This is a genomic window from Pseudoalteromonas sp. XMcav11-Q, assembly GCF_040104525.1.
Classification (GTDB): Bacteria; Pseudomonadota; Gammaproteobacteria; order Enterobacterales; family Alteromonadaceae; genus Pseudoalteromonas.
Map to the genome: position 1 here is coordinate 692204 of NZ_JBECOX010000001.1, position 16564 is coordinate 708767.

Annotated in this window: 7 protein-coding genes; 1 reads left to right on the forward strand and 6 read right to left on the reverse strand. The window is 44.2% G+C overall.

What is annotated here, in order from left to right; genetic code table 11:
• Nucleotides 1–46 precede the first annotated feature (46 nt).
• Entirely contained in the window at nt 47–226 is a 180-nt protein-coding gene (locus ABMY45_RS03295) for a hypothetical protein (protein WP_010370747.1), read from the forward strand.
• A gap of 11 nt (nt 227–237) precedes the next feature.
• On the opposite strand, the gene pgsB is transcribed toward ABMY45_RS03295, so the two are convergent.
• Genes pgsB through ABMY45_RS03325 form a run of 6 tightly spaced genes read right to left on the reverse strand, consistent with a single transcriptional unit; the run spans nt 238 to nt 16553 of the window.
• Nucleotides 238–4305, reverse strand: a complete 4068-nt coding sequence (gene pgsB / locus ABMY45_RS03300; RefSeq protein WP_349288385.1) for a poly-gamma-glutamate synthase PgsB — start codon at nt 4303–4305, stop codon at nt 238–240.
• Nucleotides 4295–8518: a hypothetical protein gene (locus tag ABMY45_RS03305; protein ID WP_349288386.1), complete on the reverse strand. Its 4224-nt coding sequence runs from the start codon at nt 8516–8518 to the stop codon at nt 4295–4297. Before ABMY45_RS03305 ends, pgsB begins: the two co-directional genes overlap by 11 nt.
• The gene (locus ABMY45_RS03310; RefSeq protein WP_349288387.1) at nt 8497–9249 is read right to left on the reverse strand and encodes a hypothetical protein; all 753 of its coding nucleotides are present in this window, start codon (nt 9247–9249) and stop codon (nt 8497–8499) included. Before ABMY45_RS03310 ends, ABMY45_RS03305 begins: the two co-directional genes overlap by 22 nt.
• Entirely contained in the window at nt 9236–11488 is a 2253-nt protein-coding gene (locus ABMY45_RS03315; protein WP_349288388.1) for a hypothetical protein, read from the reverse strand. Before ABMY45_RS03315 ends, ABMY45_RS03310 begins: the two co-directional genes overlap by 14 nt.
• Nucleotides 11475–14579 (reverse strand): poly-gamma-glutamate biosynthesis protein PgsC/CapC, encoded by a 3105-nt coding sequence (locus ABMY45_RS03320; protein WP_227387315.1) that lies wholly within the window; start codon nt 14577–14579, stop codon nt 11475–11477. The genes ABMY45_RS03315 and ABMY45_RS03320 overlap by 14 nt, the downstream gene beginning before the upstream one ends.
• Complete coding sequence (locus tag ABMY45_RS03325; RefSeq protein WP_206472616.1) at nt 14580–16553, reverse strand: hypothetical protein; 1974 nt, start codon at nt 16551–16553, stop codon at nt 14580–14582.
• Nucleotides 16554–16564 lie beyond the last annotated feature (11 nt).

Sequence of the window (16564 nt, forward strand, 5' to 3'; positions counted from 1 at the left end):
AAGTGAATACTGGTTGTAAGATACCTGTTTAGAAAGAGGAGCTAAGATGAACGTAGTTATATTATTAGTGAGTTTAGTCATCGCATTGGTTGTCTTGATACCGCTGTTGGAAAAGTATCAGCAGCGCTTAGGGCTAGATAAAATGCAAAAGTATGCCAAATATGTACTGCCTTTATTAATGGTGACGCTGATCATTAAACTTATCTACGTTTTGGTAGTCGGGTAACAAGCGCCGAGCTATTTTTTGCGGCGCTTACCATTTTGTAACTTCAACCATCCTGGTTTTTGCGAACGATTTAATTCACTTAAAATAAGGGTTGCCTTTTCTATTGTGATCCTAAAGTCGGCGATATCTTTGTATACCTGAACTGCTATTTTCTTTCTTTTTACCGCCGCGCCGGCATCTAAAAATGACTCGACCAATTTATTCAAAAAGCGTGTTAGCGGCGAGCGAGCTCGGGTATTATCTTTACTTCCTAAGCGTTGTATTTGTTGCTCTAGTTTGCGCTTTATTTGCGTTAATTCGGCTTGGCTAAATTCGCTTTGGGCATTGGGCAACGCTTCGAACAAGTCGAGCTTGTCAGCTAAGTATTGGCATTCAATCGCGCTGAGTTCCTCTTGTTGTAAAATTCTACTTAAGCCATTTCTAAACTCAGTTTGTGTCACGCTGCGGTGGCTCAGACGCTCGCAATGCTGATTAAACAACTGCCACTTTTGCCACATGTAAACATAGCCCAGTCCCGCGCCTTTGATATTTTGCATGCCGACGATAATTTGGTGTTCATTTGGCAGTGCTTGTTTTGCGATGATTTGGTTTAAAGCATCAGGCTTGATGTCGCTATCATGCACTAACGTACATTTGAGAGAGGCAAGTTGCTCTGCAAGCGCTGCGGTTTGCGAAAGCCTAGTGCTCAGGTCTTCAACTTCCAAAAGCGACTGGGCAATTGTCCACGCTTCAAAACGCTTTAGAGTAGGGTGATGTGTGTCGTCCTCATTATTAAGTTGCGACTGCAGCGAGTCGAGGCTTGAAAACGCAGACTCAGGTAGCTTGTCTGTCGTAGTATTTAATGATGCGATCAGCGCATCTCGCGATAATGTGAGCCTAAGGCGCCTGAGTAAATCGCGCAGTGCGTTGTGGTCGTTATTGCTGAAAATACTGTGTAAGAGATTTTCCAGTGCAACCATAAAGTACTTAAAGAAGCCATCGATATTGGTGCCGATCACCACAATGGCATCAAAATGCAGATCATTGGCCAGAATGTTCGCAAATACTTGCGAGCGCGCTACACGGTCGTTACGATTATTAATTAATGCAACAATTTGCGCCTGCTTTCCCTGTTCGACGATGTTTAAGCGTTTCCAATTTTCTATCGTTGCTAGGCGTTCGTTGGCAGACATGCTGTTGATAAAGCTTTGACTGATTGCACCAATCTTTGCAGTCGTAAACTGCTGAAGCACGCCAACATCGGGAATAACCCTAGAAGCCGTTTCTTTGAACACATAGTCTTTATTGATGCCAATATATTGCGCCATTTTGCAGACTAAGGCGATGTTATCCGGATGCTCAACATAGGGATATTTTGCGAGAATGTCAGGCGTTATTTGATACCCATCACCCCAATGAATCTGAATGAGTGACGTGTTTTTTTGCTCCGCTGCCAAGTTGAGTACTGAAGCCATATTCTGCTCGGCGGTGAACACTTGGGTGTTGTAACCCAAAAAGGCAGACATCTCTTTTGCTACATCCAAGCCTGTTGGGCCTAAAATATCTTCATGATCTGGGTAGGCATTAGTAATGGTGGCGAAGTTATCTTTCATCCAGCGCACTAGAATTTTTACATATCTCGGAGTCAGGCCCATACATTCCCACAGGAAAACGTCCGCTTTTACCTGCTTTGCAAAATGTAGCACATCAGCTTGCTCCCAAATACTCGCTTTGTCGAAAGGCCGAAATAGTGGGATCTCATATTGCTCACCAGAAATTTTTGAATAGATAAGCATTGCTTCACAGCCCGTGGTCTTGCTCACGACTCTCAGCGCCAAACTGCTAAATAAGGCCGACTTCAGCCTCTCGGTTCCTGATTTTCCTCGTGTTCCCCAGCCGCCAATGGACACCGGAATGTGTTTTCGATTTTGTTTTATTCTTTTACTGACATAAATATGCCGAGTCCAAAAGTAGCTAATAAATGCAAGCACAAAGAAAACCAGCTGCGAAATACTATTTTGATAAATGGCATCGACGTATTCTTTAAAACTGCTCCAAATGGTGAGTAGCGCAGAGGTGACACCAGAGCGAGTATAAAGTTGCTGAATGTCTTTTGCGACAGGAAATGGCGTTTTTGCGATGTCGCCATAGGCACTAAAGTGTAGAGAAAACCCCAGCGTGTTAAGTACATCCAAATACTTACCTTGCTCAAGTTCGTTGCCCTTTCGTAAGCGGTCTAGCTCTGCAAACTGCCATGTTATGGTCCAGTACGCCTTAAGGCGTCGCCACAAAGTCGATGGCGGAGTAACGGCTAAAATACCATCCGGCGTATAGGTTTTGGCGTCTTCTTTACTGTGGTCATTGGTCAGTACACTTAGCAAAAAGTCGAGTAATGGTAGATGTGGTCGACTCGTTTGTTCGGCGATATTAAAGAGCAATTCCCCTGGCACTTTTGTTTCGCTAATTTCAGCGGTAGTGCAGCTAGGGACGTGGATCGATACGCTGGGCTTTTTCGCTTTGGTATGGGAATAGCTTTGACGTTTATCGGTACTTGGTTGTCTTATTTCGTGTATTACTCGCCATAATCTTCTTGCTTGACGATATCCTTGTTGGATACGCCAGCCAGCTTTTGTTTTTGAGGCATTAAGACTTTGACCGCGCTGTGCAATATAAGAAAGTGAGCGGCCCAGTTCATCACGAGACCAAGTTGCCAATGCGTCACTTTGTTCGTTGGCTTCAAGAGAAGCATTGAGCTGCGCGATGATGGCTTGATGATAGAAGCTACCTAGCTGTTCCCTGGCTCTGGTGATATAACGGCAAACGGCGATGTTTGTTTCGTTCGATAAGCAGTCATTTAAGGTATCAATAAACCGTTTGAAGCAGAGTTCGGCTTGATTTGATTCAAGTTGCATATTCAGCATAATACGTGCGCTTTGCTCAAGCGCTAAGCGCTTGAGCTGCATACTAAAGTCGCCTGTTAGCACACGTTGCCACAGTAAAAATGCAAAGTCCTGCTGGCAAAAGCGGTCTGCGGATAACTGTTTTATCAAGGTGAAAAGTACGGCATTTTCACTTTCTTGCTCAAACCGTTTGGCGATTAACTCTTGTGCAAAGGATGTGGGATAAAACTCGACAAACTCTAGCGTAACTTGGCGCACTCTGGGCAAGGTGTGCTCGCTGAGTGCACAAAGCATATTGAGATCTTTTTCTGTAAGCTGTGGCTGGCTGACAATAATTTTAGGAAAGATACTCAAAATATAGAGTACTTCGGCATCAACTTGCTGACTATTTTCAATGTCGTTCGCTTCTTCAAGCAAAGCCCACATGTAGGCACGAATAAAGGTGGGGCGTTGATGTATTAAGATCTCTAGAATATCGACGGTGGCTTGATAGGGCATATTGTCAGACTCAAGCAACTCGATAAGTTTGGCGATAAGCTCTGCGTCTAATTCCGAGTCGACTTCATAGTTGTTTAAGGTTGCGACCATATTGACTAGTGCACGGATCAAGCCATGACGAATATGTTGATTTTGGCTATGGGCGAGTAAATTTAAGCAAAATGGCTGCAAATCCAAACGTTGCCAAGCATTTTCTAGAGTATCGTGATGAGCACGTAAATATCGGTTAGTTAGGGCGCCAAGTTTGGCAATTAAAAACTTAATTTGCTGTTCTATCGTGGCAACTTGATGTTGATATCGAGCAACTACAGCGCCTTCGTCAAACCATCGCGAAAATGCTTTTTTATCTTGTTCTAACGCGACTTTAGTGGTGCCAAGTTCTTGAGCATAGGCGATAATATGTAGCTCTTTTTCGCTGGCAAATTCAGACTTAGCGATACGCTGTACAAATCCGGTGTGGGATACCTCGAGCAGCAAAATTTGCTCATGTAGGGTCTCAATTTTATGCCGCAAAAAGGCGATAGATTGAAGTACCAGCCAGTCGGTTTCATCCTCGTTTTCAGGGCGATTGTAAATGAGTTCCCATGCGCACAATTCGTCGATCAACGCACTGTATTTATGTTGATACAAGTTCAGCCAAAACTTTTCAGTTTCGGCAAAAAATAGGGCTTCTAATTGACTCTTTAAGGCTTCAACGCTCATGTAAATCTTGCTCTAATAAATGACTTAGCTGTAACGATTCAAAAATAATTTCATCGTGAGCATAGGGGGCAAAAGCGGTTTGCTGTAAATTGCCTAAACGTACTTGTAGCCCAACCTGATGGGTATTGTTAAACCAGTCTTGAGTCCAAGTTACACCTAACCAACCCGCGGTGTTATGACTAAAGTCAAAACCCGTTTGCCAACCCAATTGAGTTAAGTATTGCCATGTTGGATTAGGACGGTTCTGATCGGCAAATACATAGCTTGATGTTAATCCGGCGTGGAAAATATGGCCTTGATAAAATTGATACCAATCAAATGAAAACAGTGCATTGTCGAGCGTTTGCCAATCTTGATTTGACGTCAGTGTAACGCCGGAGCTGAAGTAACTATCAACCCAAGGCTGATAGCGCAGCCCAGCATGCGCTTGCCAGCCGTGCTTATGATTATTACGGTAAAAGGTGTACATATCAGGGCCAATTTGCTCATCTGCAATAAATTCGTCCTTGCTGATACTGGTGTAAGTGTAAAAAGGCTGCCACCACCAAATGCTTCTAAAACCGCTGTTATAACGGTGAATTTGGCCAAACTTTGCCGAAATACTAGAGCTTAAATGGGTTTCACTGATAGCCGTTGCATCCTGCCAACGATTACGCACCCTCGCTTCTGCAAACCAGTTCGACTGCTGAGAGAGCCAATCGTATTGACCATTGATAGAGAAGGTGTCTTGGTGATGATTATCCATCGTGTAGAAAGTATCGATGCGGTACCAGTTATTCTCATCCTTCACTCTCAACGATAAACCTAAATCGAGTGTAGTACGGCTAGGGCTAGGCTCCGTTGTTTGCACAATGTCGTCGCTATCAATATTCAAAAATCCTTCGACGCCAGTGCGACTTTCATCAGTTTCAATACGAGCTTGCTGAAATTTGGGCTCAGCATTTGTTGGTGTTAACTGTTGTTTGGCTTTTAAGAACATTGGCACTTCAGGTACTAGGTTAACGCGATGCAAAGTTGGACTTAACGTCCAGATAGACATGCGTGCTAACGTTTGCTGTTGTTGGCCAGTTAGTGAGACTTGTCCTGCCGGGTGAAAATAGGTGGCTTCATTTCTAATACCATCGGCAAAGGTTTCAATTTTAATCAGACTATCTCTAGTTAATTTCGCCGTGATTGGGGTTGTTTCATCAGAGCGATAAAAAATCTGTCTAGTATCCAATGGGATATCATGCCATTGACCTTGGCCAAAGTATTGCGGACGTACGCTAACGCTTTGCCCCGATAAAGGGTTGAGCCAACGCAATTGCAATAGTCCTTGTCGCGTCTCAACTTGTTTAATGCCGTAATAGAGCGGTTGCCTTGGCTGCAGCGAGATCACATCACCTTGACTTGGCCCCACCAGCTCTACATTAGCAGGCGGTGCCACGATTTGCTTGGCAGCAGAGTAGGCAAACTTTACTCTTACTTGAACTTGTTGATACTCAGAAAAATCAATAGTCAGTATTTCGTTTGCTCTGAGTGGCAGGCCTGACGGCTGATTTTCTGTGAGGTGTGCGGTGATCTGGTCACCAACGCTTTGCGCCGCAAGCGTATCAACTTTTACCTTTTGTGTGCCCACATAACTCGTGTATTGTTCCGCAGCAAGCCATTGACCATAGCGCATCAAGCGGGCATATAAATCGGTTAAAACGGCATCATCCGATAAACTGGGGTGCAGACGTTGAAGGACCCTGTTGTAGCTTTCGTTAGACAATGTTTGCTGACTCAATTGATACAAGGCATTTATCGCAATTTCTTTAGCACTGAGCTCATCTGCTATGTTCGCATCAGTGCTACTAACCAAGTGCGCAGACTTATCTGCAAAAGCCGGAGTGTTAGCGGTTTCTGGTTGCACCCGGATCTCTACAAACAACTCATTACTACTGAAAAGTGTGAGGCTTTCATTTGCCGCTAATTGAATATATTGCTGCGATGCAACAGATAATCGAGTCGCTTGTGGCTGCAATTGCAAGTTTGCTGCAATATCACTAAATATGGGTAAAATCCGGGTTTTGGCGTTGTGTTCATATAGCAGCCATTGAGTATTTTTGTATTCTTGTCCTTGGTACGCAGCACGTGCACTTAGCTTGACCGTCAAAGGCGTTTTAGCAACCAGTTTGATGGGTTTACCTGAACCTAGCGGGTACAGCTCAGTTTGATTATCCAGTGACTCCACGGCTTGTAGGTCATAGTGATTAAGGCTGTATTGAGGCTGGGTCAGTTCGTTTGTTTGAATTGCCGCGACTTGTTCGGCCTGTTTTGGTGTTAATGCCATTTGCTGGCTTGTCCACAGCGCTTCTTGCTGAAGCCCAGAGTCAAGCAGGTACGTCAACAGGATATCATCGCATTGATATTGCGTGATATCAGTTTCGTGGGCAGCGCATAATAGGCTAGCTTGGATATATTCATTCTGTGCTAAATATCTCGTGAGTAGTTCATTGGCAGCGTACTCTCTTAAAGATTGAGCGGTGCTTTTTAGCAGTGATTTTAGTAATACCTCGGCGTTTCCACTGCGTTCTAGCTGAGTCAAAATAGTAATATTCAGTTGCCAAGCCATTAACGCAACTTGCTCACTATGCCCACTCAAATACGGCTTCAGTTTCGCAAGTGCCATGAGTGGTTTGGTCTTTGCTACGATTTGCAGCTCCGCAAGCACTTTGGTGGCGGTAAACTGGCCGTGGCTGTCTGTCTTAACACTTAGTTCCGGTGCACTCAGCCCGCTAAGAGATAAATAGTAAGTGTCCGCTCGATTTTGTTTGCTTCTTGCCAGCAGACCTTGAACCAATGACCCTTGGCCTAGCGCTTCTTGCGTCATGGTTAAGAAGTCGGGAAATGGTTGTAAGCGGTTTATTGCTACAGCGATATCAAGCGCTTGCTTAGCCCCTTCAATCATCACAACTTTGGATGCTGGATTCATGTGTAGGGTAAGTCTTTGAAAATGACTGCTAGGCGCAACAAGCAGCGTATGTTGGCCATGCTCGCTGGTGATGGTTAAGCGTTCTGGCGTTCTTGCTCGAACATACAAGGTAATTGCATTATCAATTCTCAGTATGTTCTCAAGATGATACTTCAGTGGCTGAGGCGATGTAATGTAATTGACTCGCTGAGCGCTTGAAGTGAGCAGCACTTGCCCAGCGGCGCTGCGGCTGCCCAGTGTTACTCCACTTATCGCAACATGATGAGTGAGCGGTTGAGGGGAGCTTGGCGTTAAAAAATACACCGTAGAGGCAATATCGTTAAGCATTTGCTTACGTTTGACCGCCAGCGCCGTGTCAGAAGCGTTAAAAGTGAGTGGAGAAGTATCACCATTCATGTAAAGGGCGCTGAGCTGCTCGTTCAGCTGTTTATTCCAATACGGACTAAATAGCGACTCTTGCTGCTTTATTCCTGCATTATCGTCGTAAATACCACGGTGCATTTGTAGTAAGTTAAGGTAGGCAGGTACCGATGTTGTGATAGTGAGATAACTACCTTGCGGGACAGCAATATAATCTTGGTTAGACAAGCCGACTTTAGGCTCAAGGTACTCATCCGCTTGGATGTCTGATATTGCAATGGTGCTTATAACCTCACCGTTGACTTTAATTGTGACAGTACCATTTTGCGCAATCGCGTGTAGATCTTTTCGAACTTCTAGTTTGAGCTTTTTGGCGTGCTCAAAGAACAAGCTTGTCATTTGTGTAGGTTGTAGGTGAAACCAGCGCTCTGTATCTTGCGCTAATTGCAGTGTTTGGTCGTCAAGCCCTGGCAGTCTAAGTGCTCTTCGATACGGATCTCTGTGGCTATGCATGCTGCCTTGCCAAAGCGCGAGAGATTGAGCGTTATCACCGGTGTAAGCAACCTGAATTAAGCGGTTTTGTGCTATTGCACTCAGTTGGCAGCGGGATTGAATACATAACCAATCGGATGTTGGAATGGCACGTCGTAGCTCTGGGGTTTGCCCCGCAAAAAATTCGAATGTGTCGAGGGCACTTGGCGTTGTGACTAACCACGCGTGACTTGGCAAAAACAGCCACGCTTTTTGCTGCGGTGCAAAGTGCTTGTTAGCATTGGCTTGGATAAATTGCATACGTGACAGATCAATCCATTGGGCAGCCGTCTGTATCCCTACCTCATTGGCTCGGGATATCGTTGCAAACAGCAGTAGTGTCATTATAAAAGTGATTGCACGCATTTAGTAAACTGCTCTAGTTGTTGATTGTTATTAATTAATTGCTTTCTTGTTTGATAGCTTAGCTCAATATGGATAAAGCTATATTCAGGAAGCGCAAGCTGATGCATGATATTTTGCGTCCCGCCAAGTTCTTGCACTTCTTGAGGGTAAATCAGCGCCCGATAACCTTGCTTAACAAGACAAGACTTCAACTTCCATAGTGTGTCGTCATTTGTTTTGCCTTGGCTTAAAATTATTTCGCTTAGTTTACCGCCGTCGGTTTTTCGCTTCTTCTGACTAAACCCATGTATTTGGAACACTTTTGCTATTGGGTGTAAAGATGTAAAAGCTATGATAGCTGACGCGTGAATATTGTGAGGTTGCTTGGCGTAATCATAGGTTTTACCAGTGTCATTGTTATCGTATCTGTGTTTTGTGTTGTTCAGTAACACTTGGCAACTGTGCTGGAAAATGTGCTCACCAATGGTCAGCGTATGTTTATCATGAAAGCGATGTGGAACAGATACCACGCAAGGCCGATGCGTTGGCGCATACGTGACTTCGCCGTGCGCGTCACTTTGAGGCTTTGGCGTCAGTGTAAATTGCTCTGCTTGGTGCGTAAATTGCCAGCCATCGAGCGCTACAGGTTGGTTAAACCATTGCGCCATTTTGCTGCTGTCGGGAATCGCAGCGTTAACATTCAATGACAGGCACAATGTAATGTAAAGTGCGTAGCGACTAAGGTGTCTCATCTTGCCACCAGTTTAATGTTGCATCAGGCTGTTCATTTTCCTCTAGTACACTTATCCAAACATCATGTGAAAAGTTAAGCGTCATGGTTTTAGGCGATGTTAAGTCTTGAAACAGCGGCAAAGTAATACTTGGGTACTCGTACAGCTCCGCGTGATTAGGGTTAAAAAACATCCTCGTTTGTGCTGGGTTTAGATGTAGTACAAAGTGTTTAGCTAAAATGGTGTATTCATCGCTTGGGGTGATTACCTTAGTGCTATCCAGAGCGGTTGCTACCGTAATTTCATCTTGAGGGTCGGCACTAAACACTTTGACGACCAAAGCGATAGGTTGCAAGTTATCCTCTCTAACAGCAACAGTGAGTGGCGTTGCTTTCGCTACTTTGTACAGGCGGATCTTCCGCACGGTTCTTGGGATCCCTTGATTGATGAAAAGTGCTTGGGTATTAGCTAACTCCTCTATTTGTAAGCTGTTTAGCGGAACTTCAAATAGTGTTGGTTTACGCTTTTGCTTCACAATCACACTGCTTGGGTAGCTTGTTGCTTCACCGAGCTTAAAGAGCGCAGATTTGGCTACCTGACGATATTCAAACTCCATTTGCGGTACTGAGTTATCAAAGTAAGCTTGCTCAATGGGCACCAACGCGATATCCGATACAGCTAAAAGCTGATCTAAGTCTTTGGAGCGGTATTGAGGCAGCAACTCAGGTACTTCTGGTGGCGCTTCAAATAAGCGCACCGATGCTATCTGCTTTTGTGTGTGAAAGAGGTAATGGTTGTCGGCCTTTTGGCTAAACCATGCGTCAATACCTTGATAAATTGGACTTTCAGGGTCACACACTGGGTAGCAACGATGGCTCAGGTAATTAAATGTTGGGCTGCGGGCTTGCAGCTTCACCATCGCATCTTCGGCTTCAATTTTGATTTGATTAACGTTATCTGGTATTGCCAAATAACGCTTCTCTGCGGTTGGTAAGGTTTGTCGCTCCGTGGTTTCAGTTATCAGTCTATCGAACAAAGCTTGCTCCGCCGTTGCGGTAAAAACGTAGTCCTTGATCCGCTCATTGTTGTTATAGAGGCTCACAGAGAGAGTGCTGCCCATGGGCGCGCGCCACTCTAAAGCGATATCGCTTTTAGGAGAGACTTGATAGTAAACCGGCGTTTGCGCGTTGAGCATATAATAATAACTATGCAGCGGGACTATAGGGTCGACGCCATTGCTAAATACCCGAATGCTGGTGGGGGCGTTTGCGCTAATGGTAACAAGGCCTGTAGGTAAGTTGCTCAGTCTAGATTGGGTAGTGGCTAGCATCTCAGGAGTTAGTCGCTTTGGCGCGTTGAGTTGGCGTAAATCATGCCAAACAAAAGTAAGATTTGCATTTTCGGGATGGCTTAATAAATATTCAGTGTGTTCATAGACACGAAAACTGGCGCTTAGCTGCTCCGAAATCAACAAACTGTCTAAGTCTAGCTGGGTCGAAAAATCATGATTAAGCACATTGTAGGGGAGTGACTCATATAACAAGTCAGCACGAAAGTCGATGTTAGGCACGCCCTGTGGCGCTAGCTTTTGCCAATCTAACATGACCGAATTGTATTTTTCTTCGTTGGTTAAGGCGTTTTCACCTATGGTGTGGTAATTCGTCATGCGTTCACGCCACTCAGTTGGCCTTTTCAGCCATGCTTTGGCAGGGTCGATAATACTGTTACTGGTTTGGGCATGGACGCGTACTACCACGCCTTTAAGCTGAGCATTTTCTGGTATTAGCTTTAACGTGATGGTTGCAGCCTGTTGTAACTCTTCACGATTTAAATAAAAGGATTGCCCAGACGCCACGGCCAACGCTTCACGGTTTTCAATGATCTGTTTTACTTGTTGCTGAAAGTCGTTCGAGGCGGCTTTAGCTGCATGGTGATAAGTACCGCGATAAATAATCGCTCCTTTTGCATCAAGTAACTGATATTCAATAGCATAGTTGACAGGCTGATCATCCAGTGGTTGCGATTCGAATATCCCATTGGACAACACCCGAACAGACATGGTCCGAGACGGAGAAAAGGAAAACTTCAGTGCACTGTCGGTTTTTAGCCAATGAACATTGGAGCGAATATTAAACAAGGTCGAGGTATTTGAAGGCTCCGCCGATTTTACCCACACAAATAAAGTGACGGCGAACCAAACAAAAAGTAGCAGCAAAGCTGTAAAAATAGCAAATCGTAATATCTGTTTAATCCAGTACATAACGCCCCTCATGAACTGCTTTTGCATAAGTGGCTAAATCAATAACGCGATTTCTTCTTGGTAAGTATAGCGCGAGCAGTGCGTTATCTCGGGTAAACATTAATCCCAGCTCACCATTTCTATGCGTGCTAAAGGCGCTTATTTTACACTGGCTTTCAAACTGACAAAGTGCTTGGAGCACAGGTAAATGTTGGGTGGTGGCATAGCGCCCTGTGGCCACTTTAAGTGCGTCAATAAATTGCGCACTGGCTTCATGCCAATCATTTGGAGAGAGAGTAAGCAAATCGATTACTTTGAGCCTAGGTGTGTGTGCAACGGCTAAAAGGCGTTGCAATAAAGCATCGTTGGTAATGGCAAAGTGCGATTTAAAATCCGATGCCAACCACAGTGCCGCTAACTCACTTTTTGGTGCGAACAGCTGATATCCCGACTGTGGTGTGGTACCGAGTTCTAAGCCTCTGGTTGCTTGTTGTCCTGAAACGGTTTGAGTATTAACACCAAGATCAGCTAGCACCCTTTGTAGTGTAGCAATGGTGTCATTATGAATAGGGTTAGGCGTTGTAAATTGGTACGCAAGCGCTGAAGGTCTGATGCTTGCAGGCGCGCTATGACTGCGGATCTGTAAATTAAGTAAGGGGTTGTCATAAAAGTAGCGCTGTGCACTTTGATACACCACATTAAATAATGACCGCACGTTGTCGGCTGCCATTACATTTGCATCTATGCTGGTATACGGATGAGCACCAGCGATTGCCAGTAACTTTGCATGGGTGGCCGTAAACAACTGCCCAGAGAACTCCAGCGTGTTACTTTCAAAGAGTGGTCTAGGCACCGCAATGGTGAGGGATGGTTTGGCCAGCAAGGCAATAAAGTACACCCCTTGACCCAAATCATAGGCAGATTTGGTATCTAAAGGAGAAAGCGCAACGAATTGCCCTTGATTATTTTCAACTAAAGTTAATTGGTACTGTAATAGGTTTGCTACGCGATTTATCTGACTCAGCCTTACCTCAAGCGTTTCTGGCGTTGTTACTATCTCAAGGTTTTGGGTGATAGCAAATAACGGCCTTAACACTTCATATTCCCACAGTGCAGCACTGGTATCGCTCAGTGCACTAAATGCACCGCTGCCTTTGGCGCTAATGTGACTAGAAAATGCTTCAATAAGTGCCTGTATGCTCTCATCGCTTGTGCTTATTTTATCCATGTCTTTGTCGATGCGTTGCAGGCCATATGCGCTTAGCAACGACGAATAGCTATCCGAGCTTAAATACGCCTCAATCATCTGTCCATGGAATTGGCTGTAAGGTAAAGGCGCATTTGCCGCGAGACCAAAGTGTGCATCGTTGATGTTAAACAAGGTAGCAAGTTCAGATTGTTGCACTGAGCTTGGCACACTGTTAAATATCCACATCTGTGCGTCTTCTTTTAAACTGTGTTGGTGCATCAATTGGCTTACTTGCCGATTAATTTCTCTGAGTTGGACGACCTCTGGAATATCCATCGCCATAAAAAAGTCACTGTAGAACTCGCTTTGTTTACCGTTCTTATCGCCACTTTGGTTAGGTCGCGCATTGCCAAACGCCATTGCCTGGCTTTGCCAGTAGGAAAACAATATCCCACCAGCCTCACTGGCAAGCCGCTCTGCAGTGGGGTAAGGCACACTGATGATATGGGCTTTTTGAGCAGCTAAATTAATGATAAACAGACCGCGTTTATGATCTTGTTGATTGTCTTTTATTACTAAAAATTGTGTTGTACGTTGCAAAGAAAAGTCGGCTTGACGCAGTAAGGTGGCGGCCTCGGCATAGTGTGACTCACTATCCTGCTTAAGCAACCTAATTGCTTGTTTAAAGTGGCTACGTTGCTGCTCGGTCACATATTGGCTGACATTAACGTTAGCCGCATTTTGAGTATACAGCTGGCTCTTGTAATTACTGATCACTTGGCCGAGCGTTAAATCGCTGGCTGTTTCATTTATCGCTAATGTATTACTTTGTACGAATAGGCTTGGAATAACCATAATTGCAAAACCGATACAGATGGCGATAAAGCCACCAACAATTGAAGTTTGAAAAGTTGCACGGATCACAAGGCCTAGCGCATTTTTTTGGTAAATTTTAAGGGCGAGTAAGGTCGATAGCATGTAGCCAAAAGCAAAGGTATCGGTCACTTTTAAGGTTGGGAAGTAACCGACGACAACGTAGTTTAAAATCAGTTTGTAGACAAAGCCGATATTAAAAAACAGCAGCATGAGTCGCGCGCCTTCGATATTGGCGTGTTTTAAACGAGTAAAGTTTAAGACTACATATCCAAAGACTAAAATAATCGCTGTTTCTACGAATGATGTGAGCAGCTTTGTGGGTTGCATCAGTTGCAGAGCTAGCAGCGCTGGCAGCATAATGCCATTAAATTCCCAGCCGTACTTTAAATTAGCCCTTGATGCGATAAAAGCAGTGATCACCAAGATAATATAAGCTTTAGGGGCTGCAATAATGGAGGCCGCAACAGCTTCGTACATGACGGCAAGATTGGCAATGCTAAAGTTGGTAAACGTCATTAATCCAAAACGAATGATGATATAGGTAACAACCAACTGAATAGCGGTGACTTTTATGCCATATTTAAAGCCGCCATTCCACATCACATTGGCGGTCAATGCGATGATAATCAGCCCGAGGCTATACAGCTGTGCGGCGTAATCAAAAGTGATGTCCCATTGTGTTAAGTACGCGGCGACCAGCGGCCAAAACAGCACATCCATGGTAACTCGAACAATAATGCTTAACAAAACGATGGCAAAAAATCGGTCACGGCCAAACATTTCTGCATAGCCCAGTCGCTCAACAAGTGTTTTGGCGAAAAACCGCATTAAGCCATAAACAACAATGGCCTCAACAATGATCACCCAAGCCGATGTTGGGCTCACGATAAATAAAGGGACTAGGTAACCTGGAACCACTAAACCAGTTAACGGGAAGCCAAACCTAAGATTGAAAAATGCAACAACCGCGATGCCTATCCAAACACACGTGATAACGGATTGCCCAAGTCCGCCCGCACTTGGGAATAGCATTAGCGTCCAGTCCATTTATTCGTCATCCCACTTTTCAGGCAAAAGTTGCTCGTTAACCGCAAGCTGCTCTGACAAGTGTGTTAAAAAAGCTTCTTTATCATCTAGTTGAGATAATTGCTCGCCAAGGTCGATAAATTCAAACAACACCCCGCTGGTTTCAAATGGGGTACTGGTGTTAAGGCTGGTTGATTGTTTGAGTAAGGCGCGAATGCTTAGTAAATAAGTTCGATTGTCTAAATACACAGGTAATACGATTTTGCCACGTTTTAGGGTTAAATAGCGCAACTTTCCTTTAGCTTGTTCACTATCCATCTCGGTACAGCGGCAAAGTAAGTCTAAGGCGGACATGTCGAAAATAGACAGCTTATGTTCTCTAGCAAAGCGTTCAAGAGATTCATTTACCTGCACAATTTGGCCAAATAAGTTATATAAAATACTGGCACTGTGAAGCTGGTTGAAGACATGCTCCAGTGAGGTGAGTTTTTGATCCATCTCACTAATTGCATTTTTGATTTTATGACTTAGTGGCTCCTTTAGAGAAAAAGTCAGCGCCCGAATCAGTGTGCTTTTGAGGTTTTTTTGCTCAGCAGCAAACACCTTATAGTGGAATAATAATTCACCAATTTGATGCGCAAAGAGATTTACATTTTTAATAAATGCTTGCTCATCAAAGTTGTCTTGAGGAGTGACGGTTAGCGCCCAAAAACCCCGAACATCTCCTGCGTACATTAAGGGGGCGATGTACTGCTGCTCATCTTCCGCTAGATGTTGGAAGAAAGGGCGGGTAATTTTGATGGCACCAAACGCTTTGATTGCATCTGAATAGGGTACTCGCTCGTAGTCTCTCCGCATCTCTAAGATATCGCTGAGCTGACAGTGTATTGCACGTATTTCAGTTACTCTGTGGTCCCCCTCTAAGCGGGTGAGAAAGATACTTCTTTTCAGGTTGAGCTGTTGATTTACAAGTTGGATGATTGCATCCCAAGGTTCATTATGCTCAAGAAAATGTCGTGGTAAGTATCGACCCATCATACGTTGCTGGATTAGGGCTATCAGTGATTTTAAGTTTTCCTCTTCTGACCACTTCAGTGAAATAAACACCCAAATTAGCGATAGCCATATCAAGGAAAACAACTCACCAAGCGGCAATAACACGGAATACCAATGATGCGCAGCAATGCCACACATAATAAGTAACATGCTGGTGAATACTGCAATGACTACATTGGTTTTTGTCGCATTTCTTTGGTAGCCCACTAAGAAAAATATTGATGCCAGTACCATCACTGCGATTATTGTCACTTTATTTAAAGGTTGGATAAAACTGTCGGATGCAAAGCTATTGGCAATAAATGCTTGTAGGTAAACAGGCGGAAGTTCTTGCGCACCAAAATAAGCATTACTATTCAAGCGTGAAAATTTTGAGTGCTGAGCAACTAAGATGACCTTTTCGCTAAGTTGTGCGGTGAATAAGTCACCATCAAGCACTCTCTGCGCACTAAATTTTGGTAGTGAATAATAAGGCAGCGAGTAGTCTATGATTTTGTTGAGGTATTCACCATGCTGCGGAAATATTTTATCCCACAATATGTCACACGCACCTGCAGGTGGTGCAAGGCTGATTGCGCTGCCGTACCAATTTTCTGTCTCCAATAAACAAACCGATTGCGTATTGAATGGATAGTAAATTGAGTCATTGTTTTGTTGTGGCGAAAGTTCGGTATTTGCAAAGAACACAACGGCTTTTGGTTGATAGCCAGAGAGTATTTTTGCTAACTGCTGATGTTGTTGCTGTAAGTTTTCCGCTTCAATCACGACTACTTGCGTTGCTTGCGTGGTGTTGAGCTTGGAAAACCATTGTAACCCAATTAGGTTTACCTGTTTATATAAGCCTGATGCTGACGCGATCAACAAAATAGCGAATAAACTCATAAATAGCCAAAACTCACGTTGGCGTTTTATAAAGTTTAATTGACTAAAAATCGACATGCTTTTTCACT